The sequence below is a fragment of the Terriglobia bacterium genome, from assembly GCA_036496425.1.
GTDB lineage: Bacteria > Acidobacteriota > Terriglobia > 20CM-2-55-15 > 20CM-2-55-15 > 20CM-2-55-15.
In genome coordinates this window covers 1-18,488 of sequence record DASXLG010000297.1, presented here as the reverse complement: position 1 = coordinate 18,488, position 18,488 = coordinate 1, and the positions used below count along the sequence as shown (strand labels likewise).

Annotated in this window: 19 protein-coding genes; 10 read left to right on the top strand and 9 right to left on the bottom strand. The window is 56.9% G+C overall.

From position 1 onward, the window contains the following. From VGK48_21525 to VGK48_21510, 4 genes are all read left to right on the top strand, one after another. Positions 1–390: adenylate/guanylate cyclase domain-containing protein (locus VGK48_21525; protein HEY2383764.1), on the top strand; the 390-nt coding region annotated here is incomplete at its 5' end. After that, a complete protein-coding gene (locus tag VGK48_21520; GenBank protein HEY2383763.1) occupies positions 387–1,337 on the top strand; it encodes an ornithine cyclodeaminase family protein in 951 nt (316 codons plus the stop codon). The genes VGK48_21525 and VGK48_21520, both read left to right, overlap by 4 nt. 214 nt (positions 1,338–1,551) lie before the next feature. Continuing rightward, positions 1,552–2,223 (top strand): hypothetical protein, encoded by a 672-nt coding sequence (locus VGK48_21515; GenBank protein HEY2383762.1) that lies wholly within the window; start codon positions 1,552–1,554, stop codon positions 2,221–2,223. Positions 2,224–2,361: 138 nt separating this feature from the next. Continuing rightward, the gene (locus VGK48_21510) at positions 2,362–3,066 is read left to right on the top strand and encodes a DUF2306 domain-containing protein (protein HEY2383761.1); all 705 of its coding nucleotides are present in this window, start codon (positions 2,362–2,364) and stop codon (positions 3,064–3,066) included. Here the strand turns inward: VGK48_21510 and VGK48_21505 are convergent. Continuing rightward, on the bottom strand, positions 2,963–4,726 hold the full coding sequence (locus VGK48_21505) for an ankyrin repeat domain-containing protein (GenBank protein ID HEY2383760.1): 1,764 nt from the start codon (positions 4,724–4,726) through the stop codon (positions 2,963–2,965). The two genes, VGK48_21510 and VGK48_21505, sit on opposite strands and share 104 nt — an antisense overlap. Before the next feature lie 277 nt (positions 4,727–5,003). Continuing rightward, complete coding sequence (gene msrA, locus VGK48_21500) at positions 5,004–5,615, bottom strand: peptide-methionine (S)-S-oxide reductase MsrA (protein ID HEY2383759.1); 612 nt, start codon at positions 5,613–5,615, stop codon at positions 5,004–5,006. A 106-nt stretch (positions 5,616–5,721) separates the two neighbouring features. Here msrA and VGK48_21495 point away from each other — a divergent pair, with 106 nt between their 5' ends. Both VGK48_21495 and VGK48_21490 read left to right on the top strand, forming a co-directional pair. Further along, complete coding sequence (locus VGK48_21495) at positions 5,722–7,167, top strand: SLC13 family permease (protein ID HEY2383758.1); 1,446 nt, start codon at positions 5,722–5,724, stop codon at positions 7,165–7,167. A gap of 118 nt (positions 7,168–7,285) precedes the next feature. Further along, positions 7,286–8,092, top strand: a complete 807-nt coding sequence (locus VGK48_21490; GenBank protein ID HEY2383757.1) for an arylamine N-acetyltransferase — start codon at positions 7,286–7,288, stop codon at positions 8,090–8,092. Positions 8,093–8,181: 89 nt separating this feature from the next. On the opposite strand, the gene VGK48_21485 is transcribed toward VGK48_21490, so the two are convergent. Both VGK48_21485 and VGK48_21480 read right to left on the bottom strand, forming a co-directional pair. Further along, positions 8,182–8,568: a DUF6152 family protein gene (locus tag VGK48_21485; protein ID HEY2383756.1), complete on the bottom strand. Its 387-nt coding sequence runs from the start codon at positions 8,566–8,568 to the stop codon at positions 8,182–8,184. 34 nt (positions 8,569–8,602) lie between these two features. Continuing rightward, positions 8,603–9,520, bottom strand: a complete 918-nt coding sequence (locus VGK48_21480) for a hypothetical protein (GenBank protein HEY2383755.1) — start codon at positions 9,518–9,520, stop codon at positions 8,603–8,605. Positions 9,521–9,632: 112 nt separating this feature from the next. On the opposite strand from VGK48_21480, the gene VGK48_21475 reads away from it, so the two are divergent. The 3 genes from VGK48_21475 to VGK48_21465 all read left to right on the top strand — a co-directional run bounded on the left by VGK48_21475 (position 9,633) and on the right by VGK48_21465 (position 13,510). Continuing rightward, the gene (locus VGK48_21475; protein ID HEY2383754.1) at positions 9,633–10,178 is read left to right on the top strand and encodes a hypothetical protein; all 546 of its coding nucleotides are present in this window, start codon (positions 9,633–9,635) and stop codon (positions 10,176–10,178) included. Positions 10,179–10,472: 294 nt separating this feature from the next. Then, positions 10,473–10,835 carry a PadR family transcriptional regulator gene (locus VGK48_21470; GenBank protein HEY2383753.1) on the top strand — a complete coding sequence of 121 codons (363 nt, stop codon included), beginning with the start codon at positions 10,473–10,475 and terminating at the stop codon, positions 10,833–10,835. Then, on the top strand, positions 10,832–13,510 hold the full coding sequence (locus tag VGK48_21465; protein ID HEY2383752.1) for an ABC transporter permease: 2,679 nt from the start codon (positions 10,832–10,834) through the stop codon (positions 13,508–13,510). Before VGK48_21470 ends, VGK48_21465 begins: the two co-directional genes overlap by 4 nt. Before the next feature lie 242 nt (positions 13,511–13,752). Here VGK48_21465 and VGK48_21460 read toward each other — a convergent pair whose 3' ends face one another. The 5 genes from VGK48_21460 to VGK48_21440 form a co-directional block, all read right to left on the bottom strand. After that, on the bottom strand, positions 13,753–13,941 hold the full coding sequence (locus VGK48_21460) for a DsrE family protein (protein HEY2383751.1): 189 nt from the start codon (positions 13,939–13,941) through the stop codon (positions 13,753–13,755). A 6-nt stretch (positions 13,942–13,947) separates the two neighbouring features. Further along, positions 13,948–14,193 carry a hypothetical protein gene (locus VGK48_21455; GenBank protein ID HEY2383750.1) on the bottom strand — a complete coding sequence of 82 codons (246 nt, stop codon included), beginning with the start codon at positions 14,191–14,193 and terminating at the stop codon, positions 13,948–13,950. Positions 14,194–14,203: 10 nt separating this feature from the next. Continuing rightward, positions 14,204–14,941 carry a hypothetical protein gene (locus tag VGK48_21450; protein HEY2383749.1) on the bottom strand — a complete coding sequence of 246 codons (738 nt, stop codon included), beginning with the start codon at positions 14,939–14,941 and terminating at the stop codon, positions 14,204–14,206. 151 nt (positions 14,942–15,092) lie between these two features. Continuing rightward, on the bottom strand, positions 15,093–16,496 hold the full coding sequence (locus VGK48_21445; GenBank protein HEY2383748.1) for an aminomethyl transferase family protein: 1,404 nt from the start codon (positions 16,494–16,496) through the stop codon (positions 15,093–15,095). A 140-nt stretch (positions 16,497–16,636) separates the two neighbouring features. After that, complete coding sequence (locus tag VGK48_21440; protein ID HEY2383747.1) at positions 16,637–17,827, bottom strand: hypothetical protein; 1,191 nt, start codon at positions 17,825–17,827, stop codon at positions 16,637–16,639. A gap of 367 nt (positions 17,828–18,194) precedes the next feature. Here VGK48_21440 and VGK48_21435 point away from each other — a divergent pair. Then, positions 18,195–18,488 (top strand): DUF6152 family protein (locus tag VGK48_21435; GenBank protein HEY2383746.1); only part of this gene is annotated, 294 nt, incomplete at its 3' end.

Genomic DNA, 18,488 nt, shown 5'->3' with positions numbered 1-18,488 from the left:
TCGCGGCTCGAGGGCGCGTGCAAGCAATACCACGCCCGCCTGCTGGTGAGTGAGTACACCTTCAAGAGGCTCCGTGGAACCTACCGCACGCGGGAGATCGACCGCGTCATCGTTAAAGGGAAAACGCAGCCTGTGGGTCTGTACGAGATTGTCGATTATCACTCCGATGAAACATTCCCCAATATCGTGGAGGTCCTGAATGCGTTCCGGGACGGCATACGGTCGTACCGGGATCGCCGCTGGGACGCAGCGGCCAAGGCCTTCCGCGAGGCGCTGGACCTCAACCCGGCGGACTACCTGTCGCAAATCTACCTCGACCGCTGCGAACACTTGAAACAATCGCCACCGTCCGAAGACTGGAACGGCGTCTTCGTGATGGAAACCAAATGAAAGCGCTCTACCTTAAGGAAGAGGAGATCGAAAACCTCGTCGCTGTGCCCGAAGTCATCGAAGTGCTCGACGCGGCCTTTCGCGATCAGAGCGCCGGCCGCGCCTGGAACAACCCGCGCAGCCGGATTCGCGTGCCTGGCGGCGCGCTGCATCTGATGGCGGGAGCAATCCCGGGATACTTCGGCTACAAGGCCTACACGGTCGGAGGCGGCCAGGCGAAATTCTTCTTTTTTCTGTACTCCGCTCAGACCATGGAGCTTCTTGCCCTGATGGAAGCCGACGCTCTCGGACAGAAACGCACCGGCGCGGCGACCGGTCTGGCAACGCAGGTTCTCTCCAACGCCGATTCAACCCAGGCCACGATTTTCGGCGCCGGCTGGCAGGCCCAAACGCAATTGCTCGCACTCGATGCCGTACGGAGGATGAATCAGGTCTTCATCGTCAGCAAACGGCCGGAGCGCCGTTATGAATTCATTAAGAAGATGCAGCCTCAAGTGAAGACTCAACTTGTCGCGGCACGATCCGCCGAGGATGCCGTCCGCTCCAGCCAGATTGTGACGACGATCACGAACAGCCGCGACCCCGTCCTGAAAGGCGAATGGCTGCAACCGGGCACGCATGTCAACGCGGCCGGGGGCAACACGCTGATCAGGCGCGAATTTGACGATGAAACGGTTCTGCGGTCGAACCGTATCGTGGTCGATTCCCTCGACCAGTGCAAACTCGAGGCTGGCGAGTTCGTTACCGCCATCGAAACGGGTAAACGCCACTGGGAAGATTTTGCCGAATTGCGCGATGTCATCGCCGGTTCCAAACCAGGCCGTGCGGCCGCATCCGACATCACCATATTCAAGTCCGGAGGCATCGCCATGGAAGATGTCGCCATCGGAAAGCTGGTCTACGAGAGGGCCGTCGAACGCGGGATCGGCCGCCATTTGGATATGTAACCGTTTATTATTTTTTGGATCTGCCCGTTTTCACACCTGAACCGTCCAAATACCGAGCTTTTGAGCGGACTTCATAAGGTTTCCATAAACCATTTGCCCTGAAGGTTGTCGTAACCTCAGGCCGTGGTGAGGCGTCTTATTAAAGAGTGTGGAGGGTGTATTGAGTTGTAAAAGTTTTTTACATTGTTTCTTATTACTTACATTATTGGTCGGCGTGGCTCCATTGCCCGCCCAGTCCAGCGATGATCCCAGTACTGATCCAGGAACGGATCCCGCAAAAATCGAAAGCAAAGCCGATCCTTCAAAGCCCAGCAAGCGATTGTTCGGTGTGGTACCCAATTACAGAACCACGGACGGCACTGCGCCGTTCATGCCGCTTACTGCCAAACAAAAACTCAGTATTGCGAGCCACGATTCCTTCGATTGGCCGACCTATGTTACGGCGGGCGCTTTGACGATGATGACCCGAAGCCACGATCCGGTTTACGGAACGGGAATCGCATCCTTCGGTAATCAGTACGTTCGATGGTCCTCGACCCAGATTGTCGGAAATATGCTGACTGAAGGCTTCCTGCCTGTCGTCCTTCACCAGGATCCGCGGTATTTCCGCATGGGCAGTGGAACCTTTTCGCACCGCCTGTTTGGAGCCCTTGGCCAGATCGTCGTTGCCAAAAACGACTCCGGAAACAAGACCTTCAATGCATCGGAATGGTTGGGGAACGCGATGGCCACCGGTATCTCGAACGCATACACGCCTAATATGAATTCGTGGTCTCAACGAAGCCAGACCTGGATGTGGACGATTGGAAGCGATACTTTTTCCAACGTCCTCAAGGAATTCGGCCCGGACCTCCGCCAGCATCTTCATTTTCACAAAAGCTCATAATCTGACGCCGTGGAATTTTTCAACGTAGTTGATGAGAGGGTGGCAATTACCACCCTCTCATGACGCGTTAAGTTTCGCCCTTTCAGCAGTTATCTATTCCCCCCAATTGGTCTCGATCTTGCAAGGTCAGCGTCAGCCATGCGCAATCGAGGCAACGTCTTTGTCTTCGCACCGGCCGCCATTGCATTGTGGTTTATTTATGGTTTCGTCCTGAATTATGTGGGCGGGGATCCCGGACGTTTCGGTATTTATGGGCCGCGGCGCGAATGGCTAACGATGCATATTCTCGCGGGCAGCGGCGCGATCCTTTTGGGACCGCTGCAGTTCTGGCTTGGGCTGAATCAGCGGGCGAAAGTACTGCATCGAGTGCTCGGTATCGGTTACGTCACAGCTGTGGCCATGAGCGGAACAGCTGCGTTCTATCTCGCATTTCACACGGATTTCGGCTGGGTCTTCGGAATGGGCCTGACCGCGATGGGATGCGCATGGATCGTCACAACGGCGCTGGCTACGATTGCGATCTGCCGCGGAATGGTCGAGCAGCATCGGGAGTGGATGATCCGCAGTTACGTGGTAACGTTCGGATTCGTCACGCTTCGCGTCCTGACGACGGTCTTTGAAATGGTTCGCGCCGGCACTCTGGTAGAGCGCATGGCTGCGGCAAGTTGGTTTGCCTGGTCGGTGCCTCTGCTGGTGACCGAGACGGTCCTCCAGGGCCGCAAGATTTTCGTGAGAGCGCCTATCGCAGCGCAGCTTCAAGGTGTGAGTGCTTATAGTACTTCGCCTGAGCCAGCGGCGTTCGACCTTCCAGGTTCCGAATCGTCTTATCTGCACCGGCCTTAAGTAGGGCTTTCAACACATCATCATCGCCGAAATCAATGGTGGCGGCGTACATCAGCGGCGTGAAGCCATTGTCGTCCATTTCATTTATCGGGACGTGCGCTTCAGCGAGCACCGGTATCAGGGCGGGCCGGTCGGTGATCGTGGCCCAGTGGAGGAGATTGACGCCGGAACCGTCTTTAAGCCCAACCACGTCTGCACCTGCCGCGATCAACAATCGAACGACGTCGGGATAACCAAACGTTACGGACTGCGACAGCGCTTTCTCCGAAGGCTTGGCGCCGCGAGCGAGCAGCAGCTTCACGTTCTCCAGATCACCCGTCATTGAGGCAAATTCGAGCGGCGTGTTGCGGACCCGCTGGCCCTCGGCAGGTTGGGCTTCCGCACCGGCATCGAGAACAAGTTGCAGCGAGCGCGACGTTCCACGATAAGCGGCAGCGATCGTGAGGGCGTCATGGCCAGATGCCGATCTCGCCTTCACATCCACTCCGCGCGCGATCAGCATCTGGACCTTTTCGGGATCGAGGACGGAAGCCATGAGCAGCGTCGTGCCGCCCTTCGTTTTGGAGTTGGGATCGAGACCACTCTCGAGCAAGGAGCCGAGTTCGCGCGCGGTTCCAAACATCGCGGTTCGAAGCCATGCCGGAGTGTTCGCGCCGCCCTCAGCAGGAACCGCACCGCTGTTTTGTCGAGTCTCCGGCAGCGTACTGAGAAGCGCCATAACGGCCCAGGAACTTCCAGCGTAGGAGAGAAACTCGTCTTTTCCATACGGAAATCCGGTCGCAAAGTACTTCGGGCTGATGTCGGCCGGCGATAGCATCCGCGTGTGAACATGCCAGGTGCCGTCAGGCGCCTGCGTGGAGAGGATGAACTTCAGTCCCTTACTGAAAGCCGGATTGGCAGTTTGGACTTCTGCTTCATGCAAAGCGACGAGCGCCTCGCCCGTCGAGTAAGCGTCGGCCTCGTAACCAGGCAGCTGCGGCCACCCTCCGGCTGTCTTTTGCAGCGCGAGTAAGTCGCGTTGCGCGGCGTTCAGCTGCTCGCGAGCCGCGCCGGACCAGACCAGACCCATCAACCGGAAAGCGGCGTCCTCAGTCGATATCGGATGATTTTCAAAGAGCCACTGGCGAGCGCGCCCAAGAACTGCCTCGCGTTCGCCTTGTAATTCTTCCGGCATGTAGGAGCGGATGGCGCGTACGGCAGTCGCCGTGGTCATGAACAAGCTGCTCGAGTGCGGCGGGCGGAAGTCGGATGTAATCCAATGGCCGTCGCGCTGCCATCGAGCGAGCCGAATGGCATAAGCCGCAGTCGTCAAATCCCGGGGCAAACCGGCATCGTGAGCCGCCATCAAAAGGTAGCTGTCGTCCGGAGTCGGATCGTTCAAGGTCGTGGCCTGAACGGCATCGTCGGCCGCGCCGGGCCCCGTCAGTTCCCGAAACGTTTTATCTTCGACAGCTTTCAGTACGGTTTCGTCGATATTGAAGCCGTGCGCCCTGGCGGAATCCAGCGTGAGGATCGTGAGAGCGTTGTGATGGCATGAGACGCAGGATCGCTTGGCGACGAACTCGGCGGCCGACTTCTGCAGCATCGGCAGCGCTTTCGTCACGGCGTTGCGCACAGGTATGGATTGCGCCGAAACCTTCAACGGGGAAATTAGCCACAAAAGGCACAAAAAACACAAACAAGAGATCCATCCCTTTTGTGTTTTTTGTGCCTTTTGTGGCTGATTCTTTTGTCTCAATAGTCACCCTTTCGAATTGACGACTTCCAGGATCGCCGACGATACCGCCTCCGGGCTTTCCCGGGGCAGAAAGTGGCCGGCGCCCGCGATCACGCGCCTGGCGGCCAGCATCGGGAATTGTACTCGCTCATTCGGATTTTCGACAGCGGGACGGGCAACGCCGTCGTCCGCGCCATAAAGCGTAATGACGCCTCTGTGGCTAATTCCCTTTCAGACGGTCCGCAAAATTCTTCCGTAGTTTCTCGACTTTGGGCTGAGCGACGTAAGCAATATACGGCTGGTTCGGGTTTCTGGCCGCGTAATCCTGGTGATAGTCCTCGGCGGCAAAGAACTGCTGCAGCGGCTCGAGTGTCGTCACGACCGGATCGTGGAAAACGTGTTCTTCATTCAGTTGCCGTATATATGCCTCGGCGATGTTTTTCTGTTCTTCGTCGGCATAGAATATCGCAGAACGATATTGTCTTCCGATATCGTTGCCCTGGCCGTCGAGCTGGGTCGGATCGTGAGCCACAGAGAAATGAATTTTCAAAAGCTGTCCAAAGGTCGTTTTGCCGGGATCGTAGCGGACTTCGATCGCCTCGGCATGATTCGTCTGGCCGCTGCAAACGGTCCGGTAATTGGCGGTCTGCGCCGTGTCTCCGGCATAGCCGCTCCGCACGGACGTCACACCGCGGAGTTCTCTGAACACAGCCTCGACGCACCAGAAGCAACCGCCGGCCAGAACGGCCGCTTTTTCGCCGGGTGCGGGGGCCAGGGGCGCATCCAGTTTCGGATCCGGAAAGTTTTTAACGGGTATGCGGCAAGATTCCATACAGGGATTGTAGCGCGCCCCCGCCAGCGGCAGGTTACAGGATTGTGTTATAGTACGCCGCAAATCATAACTGCACGATTCCGTGCTACTTAGGAGTCGACTGAACATGGCAACAACACAGGAACGGATAGCGCCCGCCACATCCGCACCGCCAGCCGGTGCGAACAAAATGAAATGGCCTGGACTGGCAATGGCGATCGTTATCGGATTGATCATCATGTACATGCCCACACCTGCGGGACTGACGCCGGTGGGCCAGCGTGTACTCGCCATCGTCGCATTCACCGTAACGATGTGGGTGTTTCAGGTGGTCAATAACGGAATCGCGTCGGTGCTCATGATGGCGCTCATGATTCCCGCCGGCGTCCGAGTGCCCGACGCACTGAGCGGGTTCTCGCAAGGTTCATGGTGGATTCTTGCCGCCGTCCTCTTTTATGGATGCGCGATGAAGAACACGGGACTCGCGCAGCGGATCTCTTATTACATCCTGTCGCTGTTTCCGGCAACCTATTCAGGAATTTTGTATGCATTCTTTCTAATCGGTCTCATCCTGGCCCTGGGCATTCCATCCATGACCGTCCGCACGGCGATCATGGTCCCGATCGCCTGGGCCGTCGTGCAATCGCTCGGAATCAAGCCCGGCAGCAAGGGATCGGCACTGATCATTCTGACCACCGTCGAAATGGCTGTGATTCCCGGTGTCGGCCTCCTGCTGAGTTCGCTGAACGGACCGGTCATCCAGTCGGTGTTCCAGCAGAAGAACCTGCCGTTGAGCTACGGCGAATACGCTGTGGTGATGGCGCTGCCTACGCTCCTGATCTGCATTCTGATCATCGTTGCGAACCAGTTCGTGCTCAAACCCGACACTCCGCTGGAAGTTTCAAGCGGTTTCGCCAAGAAAGAGCTTCACGGGATGGGTTCCATGAAGCAAAGCGAAATGATCACCGCCGTTGTCGTGATTGCATCCATTGCGCTGTGGGCAACAGACCGTTATCACCATATTCCGAGCTTCGTCGTCGGCATGGTCGGCCTCGCGCTCTTCGGATTGGCGGGAATCATCAAGGATTCCGATATCGGAACAGGAGTTTCGTGGACTCTCCTGCTATTCATTGGAGGAGTCTTCAGTCTTCAGACCGTTATTCAAAACGTCAAGATCACGGACTGGCTCGGCGGCTACTTCATTCCGGTCGCGCTGCAGATGAGTTCCAATACGTTTTTGCTGATGGCGGTACTGAGCATTTCGGTGATCCTCCTCCGGTTCATCGACCCGACCGGCTTCATCGTGATTCCTGTTTTGTTCCTGCCGCTCGTCGATGTGCTGATGAAAGCCGGCATCAATCCTCTTGTTGTCGTTGCTCCGACCACGGTTGCATCCGCGCCGTTCTTCATGTCGTACCAGAATTTCTGGATCGCCATGGCGGAAGGCCTTACCGGCAACAAAGCGTTTACCGGAAAACAGCGGCTGCTTGCCGCGTCGACCTATGCCGTTGTGGTTCTCGTCGTACTCGTGCTCTCGGTGGTTTACTGGAAGGTGATCGGTAAGGTCGCTTAAAAGCGCACCTTCGATTTCAACACAATGTGCGGGCGGCTGTCCCCCTGGAAAAGGGGGACAGCCGTGCCGAAGGCACGGCGGGGGGTCGCTGACACACCATGTTGAAATCAAACCTCAAATGACGATCGATCTCGCATTTTACTTCGAACGGATCGGCTATTCGGGCGCGGCATCTCCTGTCCTGCAAACTCTCCGCGATCTTCACCTGCGCCACACCGAAACGATCCCATTCGAGAATCTGAATCCGTTTCTTGGCTGGCCGGTCCGCCTCGATGCCGCCTCGCTCGAACAGAAGCTCATCCACGACCGGCGGGGCGGATACTGTTACGAACAGAATCTATTCTTCAAACACGCTCTCGAAACCGTCGGGTTTCGTGTGACAGGACTCGCCGCGCGAGTGGTCTGGAACACGCCCGAAGATGTCGTTCTTCCGCGGACGCACATGCTCATGCAGGTAGATATGGAAGACGGCCCACACATCGCAGATGTCGGATTCGGCGGCTTGACGCTTACGGCGCCGCTGCGCCTGCAACCCGGCATTGAACAATCCACTCCGCATGGATCTTTCCGCCTCGAGAGCGCTGGCGGAGAATTCGTCTTACAGGCAAAACTCGGAACTCAGTGGAAGCCGCTTTACCGGTTCGCGCTTCAGGAGCAGCTGCTGCCGGATTACGAGATGGCCAATTACTACGTTTCCTGCCATCCGAAGTCCCGGTTTGTAAATGCATTAATCGCCGCCAGACCCGCGCGCGACCGCCGCTATGCCCTCCTCAACAACGAATTTGCGATCCACTATTTGAATGGGGAGACCGAGCGGCGTGTACTCACAACGGTTTCAGAGCTCCGCGGCGTTCTGCAGGATGAGATGCGGCTGGAATTGCCGGCCACGCCGGAGGTCGACGCAGCTTTACAGAAACTGGTCTGAAAAATTGGACCAATGCATCATTGGAGGTTGCTTCATTTCTTCATTGAAGAAATGAAGCAACTTCCAATGATGCATTCTGAAATTAGTTTTTAGGGATTCGGACTATCGCTGTCACCACCCGAAGATCCCGCGAACACTTTCTTGCCGTCGCTGAGCGTGACGGTGGTTGCGTTCAAAAGATTCGAGCCGTCTTTGGCAAGCGATCCGTTGACAGTGATGACTTCGCCGATCTTCAGCGAGTTTCGCGTCCAGCCCCGCCGGAGGAGCATGGCGGGGGCCGAGAGTTCCACTTCCCAATTCACGACCTTGCCCGAAGCGTCCTTCGAATCGATGAAAAAGCGCGCGTGTGGATTGATCCAGTCGACCTTCGTAACCGGTCCATTGAGAGTTGCCGGTTTGCTGCGGTCGTACTGCGCGGCGAACGAATGGTGCGCCAGCGCGACGGTCGAAGAAAGGCCGAGTATGAGCAGGCCCAAACCCAAAGCGATTATAGAGTGTCTTCTCATAAGCTTATTTTGCCCCAACATAGTGAGTAGCATCACGATCTTCACAAATGAACTCGATGAGATCCGTGTCGACCATAATACGCTGGTTCACCCGAACGGTAAATGGATGCGTATAGGCTTTCGGATCGTCAATTGTGACATCGATTTCGAGCGTCCCGAAGTTCGGGCGGCGGAACCGTTCGGTCACTTTTGCCTGATCGGTTAAGGGATTCCCGTCGATATCGAGCCACAAGCCGTCCCGGAAACCGGTGGTCTCCACGACCAGCGTGTCTCCCTCCCAGTGGCCGACCGAGTAGCCATACCACCACGGATCGGCATCTTTTCCAGGCACTTTGCGCCCATCCATGTAGATCTGGCGGAGCCCGCTGTTCGCCTCATAAATGATGTACATCGCCTGAGGGGTCTGAACGATTTTTCGGGGCTCCGGATGATTGTGAAACTGCATGAAACCCATCGGCAGACAATGCGCATCCGGGTTGTCTTTGTCGTTATCCGCCAAGCGCTTCTTCACCAGGTCGGCCGCCCAGGGCTGCAACGGGAGGCCACCTGCCATTCCAGCTCCGATGCTCTTGAAACTGGAAACCGGAGGTGTTCCACCAGGCGTCGCCGCCTGCGGTGCGGGCGGAGCAGGAGACGCGGGCGGAGCGGCCGCCTGCGCGCCGCGAGCTCCCGGGGCTCCCGGTGTGCCTTGTCCCTGTCCGCGTTGGCCTCTCTGTCCGGCGGGTGGCCGGGCCAGCTGCCAGAGTCCGGAAAGGTCCGGCTTTCCGTCCGCGGTCTTCGGTGCGGGTGCAGTCAGGTTCGGTTTTCCGTCGGGACCCCGCGGAACGCTGGAATCATGGAAATCCGGCCACTGCGCCAAGCCTGAGCCGGCGAATGCCGCGATCAGAACGATCGGCCCGGCGAGTTTCCACACTGTCTTCATTTCGATTCTCCGCAATACGCTAAATTGGCGGGATTATAGCAGAACTTGTGGAGAGTGGCGTCTGCCTATGGTATTACGCATCGAGCAATTCTGACATCGGGAGGAGACAAGGATGAAAGGCAGATTTTTATGGACAATTGCGGTTTCACTGCTGGTGGCCGTGGCGGGATTCGGCCAGGCCGGACTGACCGGTAAATGGCAGACGGATAATGTGCCCGCAGCGCTGGAAGCCGAGAAAAATGCGCCTCCCGCCGAGCCCGGCGCAAGAGGAGGCAGGGGCGGCGGTGGCGGCCAGGCCATCATTATGGATCTGACCGCTGACGCTTCCGGCAAGATCAGCGGCACCGTCACGGAAATCGGGAACCCGCCGGTTCTCAACATTGAAACCGGCACGATCAATGGAAAGATGGTTACCTGGGTGACGCAACCCCGAGGCGTCACCTGGAATCTGGAAATGACGGACGATAACACGCTGACCCTGACCGGCCGGGTGATCGGTAACCGCGGCGGTGGCGGCGGTGGTGGTGCAGGAGCCGGATCGGCAGGCACTCCCCCAGCTGCAGGCAACGGCGCACCACGCGGCGCGGGCAGCGGGGGCGGCCGCGGCCGTGGATTCGGCGGGGCTCAGCAAGCGATCGTTCTGCACCGGGTGAAATAGTAGCGATCCAACTTTGTAAACCGGCATCGTCTTATGCCGGGTACATACCACAAGCCTGGAATCCGAAACGACCTTCCGGAAATGTCGGTGGTGTCTCGGAAGCATCAAGAGAAGTTGGACCGGGGTGGTCGGGCTGGAATCAACATGAATTGTGAGCGGCCACCCCGCCCTTCGGGCCCCCCTCCTCCTCGAGGAGGGGGGTTGCTATTCCCGAACTTTCAAAATGAGACACTGCCGAAAGGAGGCTTGCTATAGACATCCTATAGCTTGGCATATAGACTCTCTATACCCTATATGTCCATCAAAGAACGCAACGAACGATTACAGCTGCTTCAGGGCACACTCGACATGCTTATTCTGCAGACGCTTCAATGGGGGCCTCAGCATGGGTTGGGCATCAGTCAGGTCATCGGGAACAAGTCCGAGGATCTCATCAAAGTTGAAGCAGGAACGCTCTACCCTGCCCTGCACCGTCTGGAGCAGCAGGGATGGGTGGCTTCGGAGTGGAAAGTCTCCGACAAGAACCAACGCGCTAAGTATTACCGGCTGACACGCGCAGGCAAAAAGCAGCTGATTGCGGAACAATCCAAATGGAAGCAACTGCTTAAAGCGATCCGGCTGGTCATGCGGCCCTCAGGCAAACAGGAGGGTGCATGACGAATATATTCCGGCGTGTCAAAGCAGTTCTCTCTCGCCATCGGCTCGAGCAAGACCTTCAAGACGAGCTCAACAGCCACCTCAAAATGGATGCGCAAGAGCGTCTGGAACGCGGGGATACGCCGCAGGAAGCACATATGAATGCGCGACATGCCCTCGGCAGCACTCTTCGCACTGCGGAGAACGTTCGTGAAGCATGGGGCACCGCCGGCATCGATCGCTTGATGCAGGACTTGAGGTACGCGTTCCGCCAGATGAAACGGAGCCCTCCATTTACCTTGGCTGCGATACTGACGCTTGGCCTGGGGATCGGCGCGAACACCGCGATATTCAGTGTCGTGAATGCCATTCTTCTTCGTCCGTTGCCCTACAAACACTCGGAACGGCTGGTTCGGATTGTTGAAAACATTCCTGCCGCCGAATCCTTCAGCGGGGCGGCTGAGCGAACGACGGACATGAGTCCAGATTCGTTCCAGGACTGGCGGTCGAAGACGACAACGCTATCCGGAATGGCAATGGAACGGCAGATCTCAAAGACGTTGGTGGCCCGCGATGCCGTCCGATTGTCCGGCCTGCAGGTTTCCCCGGCTTTGTTCGGCATGTTTGAAGTGCAGCCCGCGTTGGGCCGCGTTTTCGCGCCCGATGAAGAGAAGCCCGGCCTGGATAGGGTTGTGATCCTGAGTTTCGGAACCTGGCAAAGAGTTTTCGGAGGCGATCCGCAGATCCTCGGCAAAACGGTGGCGCTGGATAATGCGCCATATACCGTTGTGGGAATCATGCCGCGGGAATTTGCTTATCCCGATTCCCAGACGGAATTCTGGTTGCCGTTATCGTTGCCTGTTCCCGGGCTGCTGGGGCTTCCTGTGGTGGCGCGCCTGAAAGACGGCGTCTCTTTAACAACCGCCGCAGAGGAAGCGGCTGCCATAGGGCGATATATGCGCGGCGAGTCTTCAGCCGATCCGCAACCTTCAGGTCCGCCCCGCATCCAGCTCATGACCTTAAAGGAGGAACTTGTCGGCCGAATTCGTCCTGCGCTGGTTGTATTCGTGATTGCCGTAAGCTTTGTTTTGCTTATCGCCTGTGTCAACGTCGCCAATCTTTTCCTGGCTCGAGCCGCGGCCAGAAATCGGGAAATCGCGATTCGCATGGCCCTGGGCGCCGGCCGCTGGCGCGTGTTGCGCCAGCTTTTGACGGAAAGTTGTGTTCTGGCATTAGCAGGCGGCATCGCCGGTGTGGGATTGGCGATCGCCGGAACGCGGTTTTTTGTGGCGCTCGGTCAGGGGCTTGCGCGAACGGATCTGGTGCGTTTCGATTTGATCGGCAACGCCATTCCCAGGCTCAATGAAGTCGCCATCGACGCCTCCACGCTGTTGTTTACTCTGTTGCTCACGGTAATCACAGGAATTCTTTTCGGTCTTATTCCAGCATTCCAGATTGGCCGGGCCACCTCCATTACCCGGATGGATCTGCAATTCGGAACGACGGCAGTGCCCATGCGCGTCGTCCGTACTGCAATGCTTGTGGGTCAAATCAGCCTGACCATGGTTCTATTAATCGGCGCGGGACTCCTGATCAAAAGCTTTATGACACTCGCGAATACGAGCCTCGGATACGATCCATCCAATGTACTCACGTTCAAGATCCCTCAACCGGCGCTGGACTATCCTCAAGGTGAAAAAGCGCAAAAACAGCAAAACGCATTTGCGGAGGAAGTTGCGAGGCGGCTTCAATTACTGCCAGGAACACAAGCCGCGGCATTCACCAATAATTTACCGATGGTACAGGGATGCTTCACCTGGGGCGGATTCGGATTGGGGGACGCAACGTGCAAGACGGGGCGTATGGCTGTCGTCAGCCGCGATTATTTTCGCGCGATGGGGATGCGTTTGATCGCCGGGCGCGGGTTTGCCGAGCAAGATCGGGGCAATCCACAGGCGGTTTTTCTGCTCAACCGGGCAGCAGTTAAGGCACACTTTCAGGGCGTGAATCCAGTCGGCAAGACGGTCGCCGACAGCCAAGGCTTTCTTCATGGAGAAATCGTCGGTGTCGTCGACGATACCCGCCAGGCTGGTCCGGACACTGAACCCATGCCGCAACTCTTCATGGATCCCGAACATTTTCAGGCGGTTTATGGCGAAGGATATTATTTTGTTGTTCGCACAACGAAAGATCCGGCGGCCATCCTTCCATCGATCCGCAGCATCGTTCACGATCTCGATCCGAAAGCCGTTGTCGACAACGTCGCGACGATGGACCAGGTTATCTCCAACTCCATCACCACGCCGCGATCTTATGCTGCGCTGCTTGGCACCTTCGCCGCGGCAGCGCTCGCACTTGCAACGATCGGACTGTACGGTCTTCTGTCCTTTTTCGTTAAAGAACGGACGCAGGAGATCGGTATTCGCGTAGCGATCGGAGCGCAAACCGCAGATGTGATTGGGCTCGTCTTGAAGCATGGGCTCGGCATGAGTATCGCCGGGCTGGCGATCGGATTGGCAGGCTCAGCAATTCTGATGCAGTATCTGCAGACGATGTTGTTTGGGGTCGCGGCGCTCGATCCCGTCACCTTCACGGCGGTCTCGGGATTATTTTTGCTGGTGGCGTTTCTTGCGTCCTATCTACCGGCTCGTGCGGCGGCAACCATCGATCCTCTCAAGGCTTTACGTTACGAGTAGATTCGCAAGGTTTTGGGGACAGACACCGAATTCTCAGCTTCGAGAATTCGGTGTCTGTCCCCACATTCGATTCAAACGTTAGGCGCGCGGCGGCACTTTTGACTTTGGCGGCGCACTCCTTGGGACGGTCCGCCCCAAATCTTCCGCCGCCGGCGCATGTTTTGACTTTGGCCGCCCAATCCTTGGGCGCTAACTAGAAGGGATAAAAAAACTGCCGGGCGGCCGATGTCGTCCCCGTTTTCCTAATGCCCTACCTTGATGTAGCCCCAGCCTGCGTGCTGTTTCGCGACGATCTCACCGATGCCATCCGGAACAACCTGGACATTCGGCAGCAACTGGCTCTTCTCGACCTGCTGGTTCTTCATCGCGATCGCGCACACGTCGAACCTGGCGCCCTTATCGCTGATGGCCTTCGCAACATCCTCCGCCATCGTGCTCTATCCGGAAACGACAAGGTCCAGCCCGCGCCCGTACATGACGACTTCCATTTCCGTCTTCGGATTGACCGAGTTGATCTCACTGATCCAGCGCATGACTGCCCGTTGGTCGAGCGGATCGGAGCTCGTCAGGTCGAACACGACTTTATATGGCTTGGGCTGCGTGGGAGTTTGCGACAACATCCAGGCAGCCGTGACGCCCACAATTAACGCGGCGAGGCAGACCAGAAACAGTAATCGCTTCATCTGGATTCCCCTATTGCCGGTTATAACGGATCCCGGCGGCCTGGGACTTTTCGATCGCGATGACCATTGCGGGGACGACGGTGACGTTGGGCAGAAGGTTCGCCGTCAGCTCTTTCTGAATGGCGTCCGCCTTTCCCTTGCCTCTGGCCTGCAGCTCGAGACACCAGGCGCCGAGTGCATTGGCGCACAACAGAAACTTTGCCCCCATCTGTTGCAAGCTGGCGATACCCATTGCCGGCACCGCGTCGAGCATTTCCGGAATGTTTGGCGTTTGAAACGCTTGAATCAGCAGGTGAGCATCGTCTCTCGTCGGCTTGTACAGAACGTTGCGTGTATACCCTTTGCCGGACGCGTCCTTCATGCCGGTGTAGTCGCCGAGGCTGTACTTCGCCCACATCGCATCGTTGAAGCCCAGCGGGATGCTGGACTGGCCGCCGATCGCGTAGAACGTCCCGACCGCGCCGACCGTGCCGGGCGCCGACTTGTACGTCTCTCTGTAAGTGTTCAGGTAATTCAGAATATGGAGCAGCGGAACTCCGTTCCTGTGTTGCGGAAAGTCAAAAAGGCACCGATGTGTGCCCTTCACTTCCTGGATCCACGAATCAGGCCCGTTGGCCTGGGCCGCCGGAGCAGCCGAAGCCTTTTTCTCAGTCTGGGCCTCCGCTGAACCCGCTGCCACGAAACCGGCCGCCGCCGCCAATGCACGCCCAAGAAAACCACGACGATAGGTTAAGTCACTTGTCTTCATGCTCCCTCCTCGGTTGCACTATACCGTATAAGGTTTGAGAAACCTGAGAACTGAACGCGCACCGTAATCAGATGCCAAAGCACAAAAAAGGCGGAAACAGGATTGAATCCTGTTTCCGCCTTTTGCGGCCTGGTGGCCTTTTCCTGATGATTTACAGCTTGCCCGATGTACGCCAGCCCTCCGCGTAAGTATCGCGGACGACTTTCGAATACGGAACGGAGCTGACGACCGCGCGAATCTCGGCCTGGCGGTGGCGTTCGACGGTGGTTTTCTTCGAACCGCCGTTCTCTTCACCCCAGTAGAGCGTGACTTCGCTGCCGATCTCGATATCCGGATCGACCACGCCGAGCGACAGCATCGAGCGTTCGTTGTAGCTATAGCCGGCAAACATCGAGAATCCGACGGTCTTGCCGCCCTTGCCCACGATCTTGTCGTAGGAAGCCGACGTATAGTTCGAGAGCGGAAGGTCGATGTACTTGTAGACCGGGCCGTCATCGAACATCGAGGAAATGACCTTCACGACGTCCTCTTTGTTCCAGGCGAAGGTGACCTTCTTGCGATGCTGCTGCTTCGACTGTTTTTCGATGGCTTCTTTCCCGATGTAATCGTGATCGAACTTCACGAATGAACCGTAGCCGAGCGCGTACGGCGTCATGTAGTAGTCTTCAATGTTGCTGGAGTGGAAGCTGCCGCCGATGGAACCGGTCGCTTCGTAGCTGCTCGTCGGCAGCCATTCGCGATAGGCTTTCATCTTCGCGCCCGTATAAACGGCCGGAAGCGGAGACGGAATCCATCCCGATTCCAGAGTGTTCGTCGCGTAGGCGCGGTTGCCGACCTGCAGCATGCCGAAGTCTTTGCCGGCTTCCACGATGGCGGCACGGATTTCCTCGCGCTCTTCGTAGGGTCCCCACAGTTCCAGACCGGGAGCGCCCGCCATACCGTGACGCAGCGCGCGCACTTCGCGGCCCTTGATCTTGATGTAGCCCATGTTGAAGAACTTGATTTCCGGAATCTGCGAGCCGTTCAGTTTGTTCAGGATCTGATCGGCATTTGGCCCCTGAACCTGGAACCGGTACTGGCTGCGGATGACGGGCTTGCCTCCGGGGTTACCCGGCGACCGTTCGTCACGCGTGGCCTTGACGTTGTAGCCGCCGGTGGCGGCATGGAATTCGATCCAGTTCGCGGCGGGCGCGCGCCCTACATACTCCAGTTGGTTGGGCGCCAGATGGAAGAGAATGCCGTCGCCGATGATGAACCCGTCATAACTGCAGGGGGCGAAATGCTTCGCACGGTCGACCGGGAATTTGGCGAACGGGTTGAATGCCAGATGCGAAATCATTTTGAGCGCATCGGGTCCCTCGATATAAACATTGACCATGTGGTGCGACTGGTCAAACAGTACTGCGCTTTCTCGCCACGCACGCTGCTCATCGCGCCAATTCGAATACTCGTTGGGAACCACGGGATATACATAAGCTCCGATTTGCGAGTTCCGGAGCATATCGACCGGGTTTCCAGAGCGCTGGATCAGGCTTTCTAAATTTTCGTTGCTCATATGGCCGGTAACTTACCTCACCTGGATTTTTATGGTCCTGGGTAAACGCCACGCACGATGGGCGTTAGAGTGGTTTACGCCAGCCGATGACAATAGCACAAGAACTGCTGCCGAACGTAGTGATTGATGATAGGAATCTTCTATTGGAAGTTCTTCTGTCCAACTCCGACGTTCTCCTGGGCGTATTTCTTCGCCGCCGGATACGTCGCGTGAATGCCCATCAAGGCTGCCAGAGGATGCGCGCCCATCTCGACAAACTTGGGAACGAAATCGCTGACTTTGCCGGCATAGCTGCCGACATCGACCAGGGATTTCGCCACTTCGCGCTCTTTCGGCGTCAACGCGTAATCTTTGGCGACCTGGTCAAAATTCGTCATCAGCCGTTGCACCAGCGTCGGGCTTAAACGGACATCATAAAGAAGCTTGTTGATGCGCGTCGCTTCGGCCGGCGGGTGTTTATAGAACTCGAATCCCTTGTCCTTGAACTTGAAGCCGCCATAGATCTCGAGCTGCGCACTGATCGGTTTCTGGCGTTCGCGCTTCGGCAGGAATCGCATGTAGCCGTGGCCGTGATGCCAGGTGGGCGTGTATTGCAATAACTCGCCGGGCAGTGCGCCGATCATTCCGAACATCGTGGCCCAGTTCAGCATCTCGGTATTGCCGGCTTCATCCAGCTGCGACGGAGTGAGATCCAGAACGGCGTTGATGTTGCCGCGTTCAAGCTCCGCAATCATCCAATGGTCGAAGTCATACTCGGGATGCGGATACTTGCTCGTCCCGGGATAATGCGACATTCCCCCGCTGGCAATGACGGCGACGCGTTCTTTTCGTCCTTTAACGACTTCTGCCATGGCTTTCCCCAGTTCCGCGCAACGTCTGGCGGTCGGCAGCGGCGGCAGGTAGACATTGGTAAAGAACGGGACCACCGGGATATTGCGCTTTTCGATCAGGTACTCGAACGGCGTGGCAAAGGTGTGACCCAGCACAGCATCCTCGGAATAGGCCATGTCGAAACCGGCGGAAATCAGCTTCTCGAGGAAATCCTCGGCCATATCGCGATTATTCGGCAAGTCATAATGATGGCCCACATGGTCCGCGATAACCCGTTCGCCGCAGATGATTGCGAACGTCGGAACGCAAGTCATGCTGAAGGTGTCAAGATGATCGCTGCCCAGAAAGACGACGACATCCGGCTTCGCTTCATCGAGAACCTTGCCCATCTCACGCATTGCGCCGATGCTGGCTTCGGACTGTTCGAGAACCTCGTCCGGCGGCCGGGTTAATAGGTGTGGCGAGTGACAAACGCCAAATGCTGCAACAATTTCGCCCATAGATGACTCCTTGTGACTGAAAGCGAAAAGTATAGCCGCCCGGTTCGCGGATTGGGAAAATTAATTGGCGGAAACAGGGCCAATTCGCGGCCTTTTGTGATCTAATTCGCAAGCAAAAAGGAATTTCTGCGTAATCCACTCCCCGCCGGACGATACCTGAGAAACTGGGATTCGATGGAGATTAATGAAAATTAAGGGACAACTCCGGGGCTAATGCAAGAGGGTTTTTCAAGCTTTTCTGAATTTGTGAATTCGTATTCTGAAATATCAAGAAATCGTTGACGAAGCAGGGGCACATATTTAATGATAGTGCGCAGTCAGACAGTATTTTGTCCGAACATTACACTTTTAGATCGGGAGAATAACGATGAAAAAGATTGTCCTTGGCTTGATGATCGGGGCAACCATCCTCGCTGCTGGAGTTCCTTTGATGGCGCATCATTCGTTCAGCGCCGAATTTGATTCCGCAAAGCAGGTGAAGTTGACCGGGACTGTAACGAAGATCGACTGGACCAATCCTCATGTTTGGTTCTATATCGATGTTAAAGACGAAGCCGGAAAGGTCACGAACTGGGGCCTGGAAATGGGCCCGCCGCACATGCTGCAGGCTGGCGGCTGGACGCGCACCACGATGAAGCTCGGTGATACGGTCAGCGTTCAG